This window comes from Streptomyces sp. VNUA24, assembly GCF_029167005.1.
In the GTDB taxonomy this organism is placed as follows: Bacteria; Actinomycetota; Actinomycetes; order Streptomycetales; family Streptomycetaceae; genus Streptomyces; species Streptomyces scabiei.
The window spans coordinates 8,896,415-8,912,077 of the sequence record NZ_CP119143.1 but is presented as its reverse complement, the minus strand read 5'-3'; the positions used below and the strand labels follow the sequence as shown (position 1 = coordinate 8,912,077).

The following is a 15,663-nucleotide window of genomic DNA, read 5'->3' as shown; positions in this document are numbered from 1 at the left end:
TCACAGCGGGTTTGCCGGGTGATCACTTCTCGTTCGCCCGGGGGTGGGCGGTGTCAGACGCTTTGTGCTCCGGCGGGCGTCGAGCGCACGAACGTCCCGTTGCGCCACTGCCACTTGACGGGGTCGGTGACGTCGGGGCAGCAGTTGGGTACGTCGGCCGACGAGTAGCCGTGCAGGGTGGCGGTGACGGCGGCGTCACGGACGGCGAGGCCGGTCACGGTCTCGCGGTTCTTCGGGTTCACGAGGGTGGCGACGACGCGGGGGCGGGCGGCGTCGGTGGAGCGGGTGAGGACGTAGACGCCGTCGGGCGGGGTGCCCATGCTGGCGTCGCAGTGCACGACGGCCACGGTTTCGGGGCGGCCGTCCCCGTCGAGGTCCCCGGACGCCTTCTTCTTCACGACGATGCCGACGGGTCCGCAGTCGAGGGGGAGGTCGGCCTCGGTGGGCTCGGGGGCCGCCACCACGGCGGGGGCGGGGTCCGCCTTGGTGACGGGCTGGGCCGCGCGTGCCGCGTCGGGCTGGAGGGCGGACGACAGCGCGACGACTCCGGCGAGGGCGGTGGCCGTGGCGAGCCAGTGGATGGGGCGGGTCTGCGCGTGTGCCAGTTCCGGGACGGCGGATTGCTGCACTAGGAGCGTCTCCTGGGGGTGCTGTGCCGGTGGGGGTGACCCGCATGGTGCCACACGTCACAGCGGGGGTGGAACGGTGGGGTGGGTGGTTTCCGCGGCTTTCCGGTGGCGCGTCAACGGGTGGGCGGCGTGCCGGAGTTCGCGGGCGCCTCCTGGAACTCCGGCACGCCGGGAGCGCGTTGTCCGGCGGGCGGCCGTCCGCGGCGCCGGGGGACGGTGTGGGCCGTCCCCCGGTGGCCGGTGGTTCAGCGGCCGGAGCCGCCGTCGGCGTTGGGGCCGGTGTAGTCCTCGCCGTAGGCGCCCTTGGAGGGGCGGCGGCGGCGCATGGGGGGCTCGACGCCGTCGGCGAGGCGGCGGGCGGTGAGCAGGAAGCCGGTGTGGCCGATCATGCGGTGGTCGGGGCGGACGGCGAGGCCCTCGATATGCCAGTTGCGGATCATCGACTCCCAGGCGCTCGGCTCGTTGAAGCAGCCGATCTCGCGGATGGACTCGACGGTCCGGGCGAGCTGGGTGGTGGTCGCCACGTAGCAGCAGACGATGCCGCCGGGGACGAGGGCCTTGGAGACGGCTTCGAGGCACTCCCAGGGGGCGAGCATGTCGAGGACGACGCGGTCGACCTCGGTGTCGCTCAGGTTGTCCTGGAGGTCGCCGACGGTGAGCTGCCAGGCGGGGTGGGGGCCGCCGAAGTAGCGTTCCACGTTGGCCTGCGCGATCTCGGCGAAGTCCTCGCGGCGCTCGTAGCTGTGCAGCATGCCCTGGTCGCCGATGGCGCGCAGCAGGAAGCTGCTGAGCGAGCCGGAGCCGACGCCGGCCTCGACGACGCGGGCGCCGGGGAAGATGTCGGCGAAGGCGAGGATCTGCCCCGCGTCCTTGGGGTAGACCACGGCGGCGCCGCGGGGCATGGACAGGACGTAGTCGGGGAGCAGGGGGCGGAGCGCCAGGTAGGCGACGTTCCCCGTGGTGCGGACAACACTGCCCTCGGGAGCACCGATCAGCTCGTCGTGCGGGAAGGAACCCTTGTGGGTGTGGAAGTTCTTTCCCTCTTCGAGCGTGAACGTGTAGTGGCGTCCCTTGGGGTCGGTGAGCTGGACCTGGTCCCCGACCTTGAAGGGCCCGCGACGGCGGGCGGCACCGGTCGGTTCGGACATGTGACCCACCCTACCGGCGATTGCGGGGGCCGCCGACCACGGTGGGCGGGAGGTCAGCTGGGCCTGGCCATCGCCTTGACGAAGGCGCGTTCCACGTCGGCGGCGGAGAGGACGCCGTAGATCTCGCCGGAGTCCTCGACCACGAGGTACTCGGTGGCGGGGGCGGCGCGGAGGGCGTCGAGGAGTTCTTCGCCGGCGAGTTCCGCGGAGACCCGCATGCCGTCGGTGAGGTCCTGGGCGAGGCCGCTGACGGCGACCCAGGGGCGGCGGTGCTCGGGGACGCCGACGATGGCGGCCTCGCGGACGAGGGAGAGGGGTTCGCCGTCGGGGTCGACGACGACGAGGGCGCGGGCGCCGGCCTCGTTGGCGCGGCGCAGTGCCTCGGAGAGGGGGGTGTCGGTCTCGACGGGGACCGCGCGGCGGGTGAGGGCGCGGGCCTGGAGTTCGGGCAGGTGTTCGCGCAGGCGCGCCATGCGGAGGCTGTTGCCGGCGCCGGTCCAGATGATGGCGGCGAGGATCGCGGCGAGCAGGGCGTCGAGGACGGTGTCCATGCCGACGCTGTCCTCGGCGGCGGAGCCGAGCAGGCCGGACTGGGTGAGGAGCGGCAGTCCGACGAGGACGGAGAGGGCGAGGGCGCGGCCGACCCAGGCGGCGGCGACGGTGCCGCTCATGGCACTGCCGGTGATCTTCCAGACGACGGCGCGGAGCATGCGGCCGCCGTCGAGGGGGAGGCCGGGGAGCAGATTGAACGCGGCCACGATCAGGTTGGAGACCATCAGTCCGGCGAGCAGGACGCCGGGGACGGTGCCGGGCTCGACGGCGATCAGGGCGAGGTAGAAGACGCCCGCGAGGACGAGGGAGAGCAGCGGTCCGACGAAGGCGAGGACGAATTCGCGGCCGGGGATCTCGGACTCCTTCTCGATCTCCGAGACGCCGCCGAAGAACTGGAGCTGGATGCGGCGGACCGGCAGTTTGTAGCGCAGGGCGGCGATGGTGTGGGCGAGTTCGTGGACGAGGACGGAGGCGTAGAAGGCGACCGCGAAGAAGAGGGCGACGAGGTAGCGCAGGGCGCCGAGTTCGGGCAGGACGCGGTCGAGCTGGCCCCCGAAGACCCAGGTGATCAGGGCGGCGACGAGGAACCAGCTGGGGGCCACGTAGACGGGCACGCCGAAGGGGCGGCCCATGAGGATGCCGCCGCCGGGCTCCTTGGGGCGGCGCCCGGCGGGCTTGGGGTCGTCCGTGTGGGCGTGGGGGCGCGTGAATGCCGCTGTGCGCTCCCGTTCGTCCTCGGGCGCCTTGTCCAGGCCGACGGGGGGCGGGGGCGGAGACGCGGGGTCCGGGTCCGGGGCGGGGCCCGGGTCCGGGGCGGGCGCCGGCTCCGACTGGGGCTGAGCCTCCGGCTGCGGCTGCGGCTGCGGCTGCGGCTGCGGCTGCGGCTGCGGCTGCGGCTGCGGCTGCGGCTGCGGCTGCGAGGAAGGCTCGGGCGCCTGGGCCGCCGAGGGGTCGCCGGCGGTGGGGGACGGCTCCGGGGTGCCGTCGCGGCCGGGGGTGTCCTGCGCGTCGGTGGGATCGGCGAGGTTCCGGCCCGAAGCGCCGGACCGGCCGGTGCCGTCCTGTGCGCCCTCCGGGTCAGCGAGGCTCTGGCCCGCGGCGGCGTCCTGGTCGGCGGGATCGCCGCCTGGCCGGGCGGCTGCCGTCGCCCCGGGGGTGCCGGTCCGCTCGGGGGCCGGCGCTCCGGAGGCCTCTGCGAGGGCGGGACCCTCGGCGGGATCGGCGGGACTCCGGCCCGGGGCGGCGGGCCGGCCGGTGGGGTCCTGCGCGCCCTCCGGGCCGGCGAGGCTCCGGCCCGCGGCGGCGTCCTGGTCGGCGGGATCGCCGCCTGGCCGGGCGGCTGCCGGCGTCCCGGGGGTGCCAGTCCGCTCGGGGGTGCCGGTCCGCTCGGGGGCCGGCGCTCCGGGGGCCTCTGCGGGGACGGGACCCTCGGCGGGATCGGCGAGGTTCTGGCCCGAAGCGCCGGACCGGCCGGTGCCGTCCTGCGCGTCCTCCGGGCCGGCGTGGCTCTGGCCCGCGGCGGCGTCCTGGTCGGCGGGGGCGTCGTCGGGTCGGGCGGCCGGCGGCGTGCCGGGGGCGTCGAGGGGTTCGGCGGGGGCGGGGGGCTCGTGCGGGGCCGGGGTGGGGGCGCCGCTCGTCGCCGGTGGTTCGGCCTCGTCGCGGTGCGCGCGCTCGGGCGCCTCGTCGCTGTCGGACCGCGGCTGCCCGCTCCCGCCGCTCGTCTCCACGATGTCCCCTCGTTCGAAGCGTCTTCCGCGCCCGGTGGCCGGGCGGAAGGGTCTGCCGTCGATGCTATGCGGTCACCGGGGCGTGTTCCGCCCCGGCACCCCCTCTTTTCTCCCCCGCGTCGCCCCGGGCACACGGGTTGCGCGGCAGGGGCACGTCGGCCGGCCGGCGGAGCGGGCCCGTGGCTGTCACTGTCAGTGGTGGGCCGTATGGTCTGAGGTCATGGAAACCAGCACCGACGGCACCGTCCCCGCCCCCGTGGGCGGCGAGGACGCCCGTCCTGCCGCGCGGGCCGCCGCCCCGCCCGCCTCGCTGTCACCGTCGCGCGCCAGTGACTTCATGCAGTGTCCGCTGCTGTACCGGTTCCGGGTGATCGACCGGCTGCCGGAGAAGCCGAGCGAGGCGGCGACACGCGGGACGCTGGTGCACGCGGTGCTGGAGAGACTCTTCGACGCGCCGGCGGCGGAGCGGACGGCGCCGCGCGCCAGGTCGCTGGTGCCCGGGCAGTGGGACCGGCTGCGGGAGACCCGGCCGGAGGTCGAGGAGCTGTTCGCGGACGACGAGGAGGGCGAGCGGCTGGCGCGCTGGCTGGCCGAGGCCGAGCAGCTGGTGGAGCGCTGGTTCACGCTGGAGGATCCGACGCGTCTGGAGCCCGCCGAGCGGGAGCTGTTCGTGGAGGCGGAGCTGGAGTCGGGGCTGAGGCTGCGCGGGATCATCGACCGGGTGGACGTGGCGCCCACCGGGGAGGTGCGGATCGTCGACTACAAGACGGGGAAGGCGCCGCGTCCGGAGTACGCGGAGGGCGCGCTGTTCCAGATGAAGTTCTACGCCCTGGTGGTGTGGCGGCTGAAGCGGGTGGTGCCGCGCCGGCTGCAGCTGGTGTACCTGGGCAGTGGTGACGTCCTGACGTACGACCCGGTGATCGCGGATCTGGAGCGGGTGGAGCGCAAGCTGCTGGCGCTGTGGGAGGCGATCCGGCTGGCCACGGAGAGCGGCGACTGGCGGCCCCGGCCGACGAAGCTGTGCGGCTGGTGCGACCACCGGGCGGTGTGTCCGGAGTTCGGCGGCACTCCCCCGCCGTATCCGCTCCAGGTGAGGCCGCCCGGGTCGGAGGCCGGCGGACAGGGCAGAATGGGGCCGGACTAGGGCCCGCCGCGGAGATCCGTCGGAGGGGCCCGGGGCCTGTTCGGTGATCAGGTCCGGGCCGCGGGGGCCCGAAGACGGTCTGATTCCGCGTCAGGCCCTAGCGAAGGAGACGTTCGTGGCCGTCCGGGTCCTACTGGTCGACGACCAGCCGCTGCTGCGCACCGGCTTCCGGATGATTCTGGAGGCGGAGCAGGACATCGCGGTCGTCGGGGAGGCCGGTGACGGTCTGCAGGCGCTCGACCAGGTACGGGCGCTGCAGCCCGATGTGGTGCTGATGGACATCCGGATGCCCCGGATGGACGGGGTGGAGGCGACGCGGCAGATCACGGGCCCCGGGCGGGACGGTCCGGCGAAGGTGCTGGTGCTGACGACGTTCGACCTGGACGAGTACGTGGTGGAGGCGCTGCGGGCGGGGGCCAGCGGGTTTCTGCTCAAGGACGCGCCGGCCAATGAGCTGGTGCAGGCGATCCGGGTGGTGGCGGGCGGGGAGGCGATGCTCGCGCCGAGCATCACGCGCCGGCTGCTGGACAAGTACGCGGAGCATCTGCCGTCGGGCGACGAGCCGGTGCCGGACACGCTGCACACGCTGACCGACCGTGAGGTCGAGGTGCTGAAGCTGGTGGCGCGGGGTCTGTCGAACGCGGAGATCGCCGCCGACCTGTTCGTCAGCGAGACCACGGTCAAGACGCATGTGGGTCATGTGCTGACCAAGCTGGGGCTGCGCGACCGGGTGCAGGCGGCGGTGTACGCGTACGAGAGCGGGCTGGTGCGCCCCGGCGCCCAGTAGCACGTAGCGCGGCGCGCGCCGCGCGCCGCGTCGCACGCGCCGAGGGCGCCCTCTCCTCCGGTGGAGAGGGCGCCCTCGGTGTGTGTGCCGTGGTGGGGTGTCAGCCCTTGCTCAGCTCCCAGAAGCGGAAGACGGTGGAGGCGTCCAGGCAGTACTCCAGGCCGTAGACGTCGTCGCCGACGACGGCGTACTGCTTGGCCTGCCAGATGGGGAGGAGGGGGACGTCGGTGGCGACGATGTTCTGCAGTTCGGCGTACTCCTTCTCCGTGGCGGAGCGCTCGGTCTGAGCGGCGGTCTTGGGGAGGAGGTCACCGGTGATGGTGGCGTTGCTGTAGTTGTTGTCCAGCACGTTGCCCTTGCCGAAGAAGGGGCCGGTGAAGTTGTCGGGGTCCGGGTAGTCGGGGACCCAGCCCTTGACGTAGACGCCGTACTTGCCGGCGGCGATGTCCTTCTCGTACCGGGCGAAGGGGACGGACTTGACGTCGGCGTCGAACAGGCCGCTGGCGTTGAGCTGCTTCGCGATGGCCTTCAGCTCCTGGTCGGTGGAGGGGCCGTAGCGCGAGGGGGTGGACCAGAGGGTCAGTTCGACCTTGTCGGTGATGCCGTCGGCGCGGAGCGCGGCCTCGGCCTTGTCCTTGGAGGGGCGGGCGCCGTAGGTGTCGAAGAACGCCGTGTTGTGGCCGGTGATGCCGGCCGGGACGATCGAGTACAGGGGCGTGGCGGTGCCCTGGTAGACCTCGTCGACGAGGGCTTCCCGGTCCAGGAGGTAGGCGATGGCCTGGCGGACGCCGAGCTTGCCGGTGACCGGGTCGTCCATGTTGAAGACGAGGTGCTGGACCTCGGCGCCGGTGCCGTCGACGATGTCGATGCCGCTGGCGGTGGAGGTGTCGGTCTCGATGTCGGAGATGTCGGAGGCGCTGAGGCCGCGGTAGGTGACGTCGAGGTCGCCCTCCAGCAGGGCCTTCTTCAGGGCGTCCTGGTCGCCGTGGAAGAACCTGAGGGTGACGCCGCTGTTCTCGACGTCGGCGGGGCCCTTGTAGTTCTCGTTGACGGTGAAGACGGCCTCGTCCTCGCCGAAGGAATCCAGCTTGTAGGGGCCGGAGCCGACGGCCTCGCCGTCCTTGCGGAGTCCGTCGGCGTCGTAGGAGCTCTCGTCGACGATCGAGCCGGCGCCGGAGGCGATCTTGCTGGGGAAGGTGGCGTCGGCGTACTTGAGGTCGAAGCGGACGGTGTGGTCGTCCGGGGTCTCGACCTTGTCGAGCATGGGGAACATGATCGCGGGGCCGGCGTCGTCGTTGATCTTGAGCATGCGGTCGAAGGAGAACTTGACGTCCTTCGCGGTGAGCGCCTCACCGTTGCTGAACTTCAGACCCTTCTTGAGGGTGCACTCGTAGACGCGGGTGCCGCTGTCCGTGAAGTCGCATTCCTCGGCGAGGTCGGGTTCGGGTTCGGTGGCGCCGTTGGGGAAGCTCAGCAACGACTGGAAGACGTTGTTGAACAGGAGCCACGATCCGGGGTCGTAGCCGGAGGCGGGGTCGGTGGCCAGGACGTCGTCGGACATCCCCATCACGATGTCGGATCCGGAGCCCCCCGGGCCCCCCGAGTCGGAGCCGCAGCCGGTCAGCAGGCCGGCGGCCAGCCCTGTCGCGATGGTCAGGACGGGCCACTGGGTGCGTATGTTCACGTATGGATGCCTTGTGTCGTCGGTGCATTGCGGGCGCTCCGGGCTCCCCCGAGGCCGCCGGGCCTCTGTCCGGAGAGTGGTGAGGTCCGGTCAGTCGGCCCGGCCGCGGGCGAGCTCCCAGAGCTGGAGCGTCGAGGCCGCGTTGAGGGCGTACTGGGCACCGGTGATGTCGTCCCGGGTGGCGACGTACTGCTTGCCCTGCCACAGCGGGAGGATCGGCACGTCGTCGGCGACGATGTCCTGGATGCCGGCGAGGCTGTCCGCGGCGGCGAGACGGTCGGCCGCTCGGCGGGACTCGGGGATCAGCTTGGCGCGGATCTCGCTGTTGTCGTACGGCGAGCCGAGGAAGTTGTCCTTGTCGAGGAAGGGGGCGAGGTAGTTGTCGGCGTCGGGGAAGTCCGGGAACCAGCCCATGCCGTAGACCCCGTACTCGCCCTCCTGCTCGGCGGGGCGGAACGTGGACCAGGGGGCGCCCTTGATGGTCACGTCGAACAGGCCGCTGTCGTCGAGCTGCTTCTTCAGCAGCTCGAACTCCTTCTTCGTGGCCGAGCCGTAGTGGTCGGTGGTGTAGTGCAGGGTCAGCTTCACCGGGGCGGTGACGCCGGCGCTCTGCAGGGTGGACTTCGCCTTGGCGACGTCCGGTTCGCCGTACTTGTTGAAGAACGAGTTGGAGTGGCCGGTGATGCCGGCCGGGACCAGCGAGTAGAGGGGTTCGGCCTGGGTGCCGTACACCTTGGCGACGAGTTCGCCGCGGTCGATCACCTCGGCCATGGCGCGGCGGACCGCCGTGCTCTTGACGGGGGCGGCGTCGGTGTTGAAGGCGAGGTAGCGGATCTCCAGGCCGGGGGACTCGATCAGGTCGATGTCGCCGCCGGGGGTGTCGGAGAGCTTGGTGATCTGTTCCGGTGTCATGGAACGGGTCATCAGGTCGATGTCGCCGTCCTTCAGGGCGGCGCCCATGGCGTCGGCGTCCGCGAAGGAGCGCAGTTCGACCTTGTCGTTCTTGGGGTCCAACTGGCCCTTGTAGTGGGGGTTCTTGGTGAACACGGCCCGGACCAGTTCGTTGTTCTCGACCTCGGCGTCCAGGGTGTAGGGGCCGGAGCCGTCGACCGCGAAGCCGTCGCGCAGCCTGCCCTTGTCGTAGTCGGCCGGGTTGACGATGCCGGCGACCGGGGTGGACAGCTTGTACGGGAGGGTGGCGTCGGGGCCGTTGAGGTGGAAGATCACCTCTTTGTCGCCCTTGGTCTCGACGAGGTCGATGGTGGACAGCAGGGCGAAGACACCGCTGTCGGCCTTGAGGGAGCGGGCGCGGTCGATGGAGAACTTGACGTCCTCGGCGGTGACCGGGGAGCCGTCGGCGAACTTCAGGCCGGAGCGCAGCGTGCAGACGTAGCGCTCGTTGCCGCTGTCGGTGAAGGAGCAGCTGGAGGCGGCCTCGGGTTCCGGTTCGCCGTCGCCGCGGGGCTGGACCAGGAGGGTCTGGACGGTCTGGCGGAGGATGTTCCACGTGCCGACGTCGTAGGCGTAGGCCGGGTCGATCGGGGCCGGGGCCTTCTTCGAGGCGGTGAACCGGTCGGTGGTGCCGACGACGATCGCGTCGCCGCTCGCGCCCGCGCCGTCGGTGGCGCCGCAGGCGGCGAGCACCGGGGCGAGCAGTCCGATCACGGCCGGCAGCACCAGGGTCTTGCGGTTCATGCTCGGTTTCTCCAGAGCTGTGGTCCGGGACGGGTGCCTGCGGGGTGGTGCGAGCGCGTCACGGGAAGTACGGCGATGTTCTCGGATCGAGATTAGCCCGCACCGCCGAAGGGGCCCGCGCGCACCGGAGTTGAGTTCCCATCACGCTGCGGAACCGGGTGTGGACACAAACGGTGTAGTGCGCACGGAATGTTTGGGTGCAGCCTTCGCCAATCGGGACACAAGGGCGTGCCGAACAGCCCTGAATGACGGGATTGGCCATGTCCCCGGTGTGTGCCGAACGCCTTGGGGAGTGGCAAACGTCACAGCCGGAAAGGGGTTCCCGGGCGGGGGAATTCAGTCATGCGGAACGCGTCGAATTCCCCGGCCGGGGCCGCTGTGCGTGATCTTGGAATTTCTAGCGCTTTCCGTTGGCCGTCGTCGTCATCAGGCCGTGCAGAAAGGGCAGGTCGACCTCTTCCAGGGAGGTCACGACGGTGCGTCGGACGGCGGGGGCGATGGGGGCGACGGACGGGACGGCGACCACGTGGCAGCCGGCGGCCTCGGCGGCGGCGACACCGGTCGCGGTGTCCTCGATGACGGCGCAGCGGGCGGGCTCCGCGCCGAGGCCGGAGGCCGCGAGGAGGTAGGGGTCGGGGAACGGCTTGGTCCGCTCGACCTCGTCGCCCGCGACGGTCAGTGAGAAGTGCTGGGGGCCGAGGGAGGCCAGGACGCGGTCGATGATGCGCCGGTGCGAGGCGGAGACCAGGGCCGTGGGGACACCGTGTGCGGCGAGTTCGGCGAGGAGTCTGGAGGCGCCGGGCATCAGGGGCAGCGCGCGTCCGATACGGGCCTCGAAGCCGTCGTTGAGCAGCCCGCTCAGCTCGGCGAGGGTGATGTCGGCGCCGGTGGCCTCGATCAGGAAGCCCGCGCTGCGGCTCATGGGGCCGCCGACCACGACATGGCGCCAGGAGTCGTCGAGGGTGTGGCCGAGGCCGGCGAAGACCTCCACCTCCACGTCCCACCAGAAGCCCTCGGTGTCCACCAGGGTGCCGTCCATGTCGAGGAGCACGGCCTGCAGCGCGGAGCCTTCGGCCGTACGGGTTCCTGGCGCGGGAATCGTCGTGGTCATCCGGCGCACCTCCTTGGGGGACGAGCAGGCCGGTTCCCGGGTGGGGAACCGGCCTGCGGTGGACCGACCAGTCTACGACGCCGCGCGGACGAACGCCTCGCGGAGCGGTGGTGCCGGGCCCGGCGGGGGGTCCGACCGGCCACGACGTGGCGCGGGGGCCGGCCGGGGCCCGTCCCGGCGGGGGCTACCGCGCGTTGAAGTACTTCGCCTCGGGGTGGTGGATGACGATGGCGTCGGTGGACTGCTCGGGGTGGAGCTGGAACTCCTCGGAGAGCTGGACGCCGATCCGTTCGGGCTCCAGCAGCTCGGCGATCTTGGCGCGGTCCTCCAGGTCGGGGCAGGCGCCGTAGCCGAGGGAGAAGCGGGCGCCCCGGTACTTGAGGTCGAACATGTCCTCGATCGCGGCGGGGTCCTCCCCGGCGAAGCCCAGCTCCGAGCGGACGCGGGCGTGCCAGTACTCGGCGAGGGCCTCGGCGAGCTGCACGGACAGGCCGTGGAGTTCGAGGTAGTCGCGGTAGGAGTCGGCCTCGAAGAGCTTGGCGGTCTCCTCGCCGATCCGGGAGCCGACGGTGACGACCTGGAGGCCGACCACGTCGGTCTCGCCGGACTCCTCCGGGCGGAAGAAGTCGGCCAGGCACAGCCGGCGACCGCGGCGCTGGCGGGGGAAGGAGAACCGGGTCCGCTCGTTGCCGTCGTCGTCCAGGATGATCAGGTCGTCGTCCTTGGAGACGCAGGGGAAGTAGCCGTAGACGACGGCCGCCTCCAGGAGGTTGTCGGTCTGCAGCCGGTCCAGGAGCCCGCGCAGCCGGGGCCGGCCCTCGGTCTCGACGAGCTCCTCGTAGGTGGGTCCGTCTCCGGTGCGGGCCTGCTTCAGTCCCCACTGGCCCTTGAAGAGGGCGCCCTCGTCGAGCCAGGTCGCGTACTCCTTGAGCTGGATGCCCTTGATGACGCGGGTGCCCCGGAAGGGGGGTGTGGGGACCGGGTTGTCGGTGGCGACGTCGGAGCGGACGTGGCCCTCCTCCGGGCGTTCCTCGACCGCGGTGACGCCGGCCGCGGCCCGGACCCGGCGCTGCCTCAGCTCGGGCAGGACGGCCCCCGGCACACCGCGCTTGACGCCGATGAGCGCGTCCATCAGCCGCAGGCCCTCGAAGGCGTCGCGGGCGTAGCGGACCTCGCCCTCGTAGATCTCGTGCAGGTCCTGTTCGACGTACGCCCTGGTCAGCGCGGCGCCGCCGAGGATGACCGGGTAGTCGGCGGCGAGGCCGCGCTGGTTCAGCTCCTGCAGGTTCTCCTTCATGATCACCGTGGACTTGACCAGGAGGCCGGACATGCCGATGACGTCGGCCCGGTGTTCCCTGGCCGCGTCGAGGATCGCGGAGACCGGCTGCTTGATGCCGAGGTTGACGACGTTGTAGCCGTTGTTGGACAGGATGATGTCGACGAGGTTCTTGCCGATGTCGTGGACGTCGCCGCGGACGGTGGCCAGCACGATGGTGCCCTTGCCCTCGTCGTCGGACTTCTCCATGTGCGGCTCCAGATGGGCCACCGCCGACTTCATGACCTCGGCGGACTGCAGCACGAACGGCAGCTGCATCTGGCCGGAGCCGAACAGTTCGCCGACGACCTTCATGCCGTCCAGCAGGGTGTCGTTGACGATGTCGAGGGCGGGCCGGGTCAGCAGGGCCTCGTCGAGGTCGGCTTCCAGGCCGTTCTTCTCGCCGTCGATGATGCGGCGCTTGAGGCGCTCCTCCAGCGGGAGGGCGGCCAGTTCCTCGGCCTTGCCGGCCTTCAGGGACTTGGCGGTGGCGCCCTCGAACAGCGCCATCAGCTTCTGCAGGGGGTCGTAGCCCTCGGCGCGGCGGTCGTGGATGAGGTCGAGGGCGGTCTGCACCTCCTCCTCGCTGAAGCGGGCGATGGGCAGGATCTTGCTGGCGTGGACGATCGCCGAGTCCAGGCCAGCCTTCGCGCACTCGTCGAGGAAGACGGAGTTGAGGAGGATGCGGGCGGCCGGGTTGAGGCCGAAGGAGATGTTGGACAGGCCCAGCGTGGTCTGGACGTCCGGGTGGCGGCGCTTGAGTTCGCGGATCGCCTCGATGGTGGCGATGCCGTCCTTGCGGGACTCCTCCTGCCCCGTACAGATGGTGAAGGTGAGGGTGTCGATGAGGATGTCCGACTCGTGGATGCCCCAGTTGCCGGTCAGGTCGTCGATGAGCCGTTCGGCGATCTCGACCTTCTTCTCCGGGGTGCGGGCCTGGCCCTCCTCGTCGATGGTGAGGGCGATCAGCGCGGCGCCGTGCTCCTGGGCGAGCCGGGTGACCTTGGCGAAGCGGGACTCGGGGCCGTCGCCGTCCTCGTAGTTGACGGAGTTGATGACCGCCCGGCCGCCGAGCTTCTCCAGGCCGGCCCGGATGACGTCGACCTCGGTGGAGTCGAGGACGATGGGCAGGGTGGAGGCGGTGGCGAAGCGGCCGGCGAGTTCGGCCATGTCGGCGACGCCGTCGCGGCCCACGTAGTCGACGCAGAGGTCGAGCATGTGGGCGCCCTCGCGGATCTGGTCGCGGGCCATCTCCACGCAGTCGTCCCAGCGGGCCTCCAGCATGGCCTCGCGGAACTTCTTGGAGCCGTTGGCGTTCGTCCGCTCGCCGATGGCCATGTACGAGGTGTCCTGGCGGAACGGGACCGTCTGGTAGAGCGAGGCGGCGCCGGGCTCGGGGCGCGGGTCGCGCGCGGTGGGCGTGAGGTCGCGGACGCGTGCGACGACCTGCCGCAGGTGCTCGGGGGTGGTGCCGCAGCAGCCACCGATCAGGGAGAGGCCGTACTCGCGGACGAAGTTCTCCTGTGCGTCGGCGAGTTCGGGGGCGGTCAGCGGGTAGTGGGCGCCGTCCTTGGTGAGCACCGGCAGGCCGGCGTTGGGCATGCAGGACAGCTGGATGCGGGAGTGGCGGGCCAGATAGCGCAGGTGTTCGCTCATCTCGGCGGGGCCGGTCGCGCAGTTCAGGCCGATCATGTCGATGCCCAGCGGCTCCAGCGCCGTCAGCGCGGCACCGATCTCGGAGCCGAGCAGCATGGTGCCGGTCGTCTCGACCGTCACCGAGACGATCAGGGGGACGTCGTAGCCGGCCGTCTCCATCGCGCGGCGGGCGGCGATGACGGACGCCTTGGTCTGCAGCAGGTCCTGGGTGGTCTCCACGAGCAGGGCGTCGGCGCCGCCCGCGAGCAGGCCCTCGGCGTTCTGCTGGTAGGCGTCCCGGATGGCGGTGAAGGTGGTGTGACCGAGGGTGGGCAGCTTGGTGCCGGGGCCGATCGAGCCCAGCACCCAGCGGGGGCGGCCGTCGCGGGCGGTGTACGCGTCCGCCGTCTCGCGGGCGATGCGGGCGCCCGCCTCGGACAGCTCGGCGGTGCGTTCGGGGATGTCGTACTCGCCCAGGGCGGTGAGGTTCGCGCCGAAGGTGTTGGTCTCCACGCAGTCGACGCCCGCGTCGAAGTACGCGGCGTGCACCGAGCGGACGATGTCGGGGCGGGTGACGTTGAGGACCTCGTTGCAGCCCTCCAGCTGCTGGAAGTCCTCCAGGGTGGGGTCCTGCGCCTGGAGCATCGTGCCCATCGCGCCGTCGGCGACCACCACTCGGGTGGCTAGGGCCTCGCGCAGGGCGTCGGATCGGGCCCGGCCGGCGGCGGCGGACGAGGGGGACGGGTTCGGCAACGAGGCCATGGAGCTGCTCCCTGGAGTGCGACGGCTGTCGGCTTTGCGGCCTCCCGGGGAGGCCGCACGCCGCAAGGGTAGCCCGGAGAGCCCCGGATGGTCAGGGCGGTCCACGGGGCGGACGGGCGTGGCGTACACGGCCGAGTGCGGTTTACTCCGACGACGCGATCAACGCCGGACACCGCTCCGACACCACTCGTACACCTCTCGATCACAGGGGCGCCGAAGGCGCACCGGAAGGACACGGGACGGGCACGGAGGTGGCCCCGCGTGGGGACCGTGTCCGAAAAGCTGTTGACGGCCATTAGCGGGAGGTCGGCAACGACCGGTAGTGTTCGGCATTGCCGAACGGTGGAAGTTCAGTCGCGTACGGCGGCCGAAGGGGACGGAGGCAGGACGGCGATGGCACGGAACATCCAGTCGCTCGAACGGGCGGCCGCGATGCTGCGCCTGCTCGCGGGCGGCGAACGGCGGCTCGGCCTGTCGGACATCGCCTCGTCGCTGGGTCTCGCCAAGGGCACCGCCCACGGCATCCTGCGCACGCTCCAGCAGGAGGGGTTCGTCGAGCAGGACGACGCCTCCGGGCGCTATCAGCTGGGCGCGGAGCTGCTGCGGCTGGGGACCACGTACCTGGACGTGCACGAGCTGCGGGCGCGCGCGCTGGTCTGGACGGACGACCTGGCCCGTTCCAGCGGCGAGAGCGTCCATCTGGGGGTGCTGCACCAGCAGGGTGTGCTGATCGTGCACCACGTCTTCCGGCCCGACGACAGCCGGCAGGTCCTGGAGATAGGCGCCATGCAGCCCCTGCACTCCACGGCCCTCGGCAAGGTCCTGGCGGCGTACGACCCGGTGGCGCACAGCGAGGTCCTGGAGGCCGAGCGCAAGCCGTTCACCGACCGGACCGTCCACGCCCTGGAGGACTTCGAGGGGGTTCTGGACCTCACCCGCGCGCGGGGGTACGCGGCCGACGTGGAGGAGACCTGGGAGGGCGTGGCCTCCGTCGCCGCCCCCATCCACGACCGGCGGCGCATGCCCGTCGGGGCGGTCGGCATCACGGGCGCCGTGGAGCGGCTGTGCCGCGCGGGCGAGCCGCGCTCCGAGCTGGTCGCGGCCGTGCGGGACTGCGCCCGCGCGGTATCGCGGGACCTGGGCGCCGCCCGGTTCTGACCGCCGCCCGCCGCGCATACGGCGAGGGCCGGGACACCCTGCGGGGTCCCGGCCCTCGCCGCGTGTGCGCGCGTCCCGCGCCCGCCCGTTCGGCCCCCGCGCGGTTGCTCACAGTGCCCTTGAGCAGCAGTTTCAAGATCGATGGGCCCGTTCGATCAATAACGATCGCGTTTTCGACAACAGAGCCCTTGACGCACCTGAGACACCGAGCAAGACTCCCGTCCATCGGTCGACATTGTCGAACACCTACCGGCAATACGCGCTAGAGTGTGACAACGCCATGGGCCGAACTCTTTCCCCCTGGACGAAGGACAAA

The 15,663-nt window shown here is 71.7% G+C and carries 10 protein-coding genes; 3 read left to right on the top strand and 7 right to left on the bottom strand.

The genetic code is table 11. The annotated features are described in order from the left end of the window. Positions 1-53 precede the first annotated feature (53 nt). From PYR72_RS38285 to PYR72_RS38275, 3 genes are all read right to left on the bottom strand, one after another. Positions 54-629, bottom strand: a complete 576-nt coding sequence (locus PYR72_RS38285) for a hypothetical protein (RefSeq protein WP_275459553.1) — start codon at positions 627-629, stop codon at positions 54-56. A 245-nt stretch (positions 630-874) separates the two neighbouring features. Further along, on the bottom strand, positions 875-1,777 hold the full coding sequence (locus tag PYR72_RS38280; RefSeq protein ID WP_037725588.1) for a tRNA (adenine-N1)-methyltransferase: 903 nt from the start codon (positions 1,775-1,777) through the stop codon (positions 875-877). A 53-nt stretch (positions 1,778-1,830) separates the two neighbouring features. Then, positions 1,831-4,056: a site-2 protease family protein gene (locus PYR72_RS38275; RefSeq protein ID WP_275459552.1), complete on the bottom strand. Its 2,226-nt coding sequence runs from the start codon at positions 4,054-4,056 to the stop codon at positions 1,831-1,833. Positions 4,057-4,276: 220 nt separating this feature from the next. Here PYR72_RS38275 and PYR72_RS38270 point away from each other — a divergent pair, with 220 nt between their 5' ends. After that, positions 4,277-5,200, top strand: coding sequence for a RecB family exonuclease (locus PYR72_RS38270; RefSeq protein ID WP_275459551.1), 924 nt, complete (start codon positions 4,277-4,279; stop codon positions 5,198-5,200). Positions 5,201-5,315: 115 nt separating this feature from the next. Next, positions 5,316-5,987, top strand: a complete 672-nt coding sequence (locus tag PYR72_RS38265) for a response regulator transcription factor (RefSeq protein ID WP_005485214.1) — start codon at positions 5,316-5,318, stop codon at positions 5,985-5,987. A 100-nt stretch (positions 5,988-6,087) separates the two neighbouring features. On the opposite strand, the gene PYR72_RS38260 is transcribed toward PYR72_RS38265, so the two are convergent. The 4 genes from PYR72_RS38260 to metH all read right to left on the bottom strand — a co-directional run bounded on the left by PYR72_RS38260 (position 6,088) and on the right by metH (position 14,189). Then, entirely contained in the window at positions 6,088-7,671 is a 1,584-nt protein-coding gene (locus PYR72_RS38260) for an ABC transporter substrate-binding protein (RefSeq protein WP_275459550.1), read from the bottom strand. A 90-nt stretch (positions 7,672-7,761) separates the two neighbouring features. Further along, positions 7,762-9,366, bottom strand: a complete 1,605-nt coding sequence (locus PYR72_RS38255) for an ABC transporter substrate-binding protein (protein ID WP_275459549.1) — start codon at positions 9,364-9,366, stop codon at positions 7,762-7,764. Positions 9,367-9,763: 397 nt separating this feature from the next. Next, positions 9,764-10,477: an HAD family phosphatase gene (locus tag PYR72_RS38250; protein WP_275459548.1), complete on the bottom strand. Its 714-nt coding sequence runs from the start codon at positions 10,475-10,477 to the stop codon at positions 9,764-9,766. A 184-nt stretch (positions 10,478-10,661) separates the two neighbouring features. After that, positions 10,662-14,189: a methionine synthase gene (metH, locus tag PYR72_RS38245; protein WP_275459547.1), complete on the bottom strand. Its 3,528-nt coding sequence runs from the start codon at positions 14,187-14,189 to the stop codon at positions 10,662-10,664. Between the two features lie 393 nt (positions 14,190-14,582). Between metH and PYR72_RS38240 the strand changes: the two genes are divergently transcribed. Then, positions 14,583-15,347, top strand: coding sequence for an IclR family transcriptional regulator (locus tag PYR72_RS38240; protein WP_275459546.1), 765 nt, complete (start codon positions 14,583-14,585; stop codon positions 15,345-15,347). The last annotated feature ends 316 nt before the right edge of the window (positions 15,348-15,663 follow it).

Coding starts and splice junctions, on each gene's coding strand:
- PYR72_RS38280 (WP_037725588.1), bottom strand. CDS start 1,777: ATGTCCGAACCGACCGGTGCCGCCCGCCGTCGCGGGCCCTTCAAGGTC.
- PYR72_RS38270 (WP_275459551.1), top strand. CDS start 4,277: ATGGAAACCAGCACCGACGGCACCGTCCCCGCCCCCGTGGGCGGCGAG.
- PYR72_RS38255 (WP_275459549.1), bottom strand. CDS start 9,366: ATGAACCGCAAGACCCTGGTGCTGCCGGCCGTGATCGGACTGCTCGCC.
- PYR72_RS38250 (WP_275459548.1), bottom strand. CDS start 10,477: ATGACCACGACGATTCCCGCGCCAGGAACCCGTACGGCCGAAGGCTCC.
- metH (WP_275459547.1), bottom strand. CDS start 14,189: ATGGCCTCGTTGCCGAACCCGTCCCCCTCGTCCGCCGCCGCCGGCCGG.
- PYR72_RS38240 (WP_275459546.1), top strand. CDS start 14,583: ATGGCACGGAACATCCAGTCGCTCGAACGGGCGGCCGCGATGCTGCGC.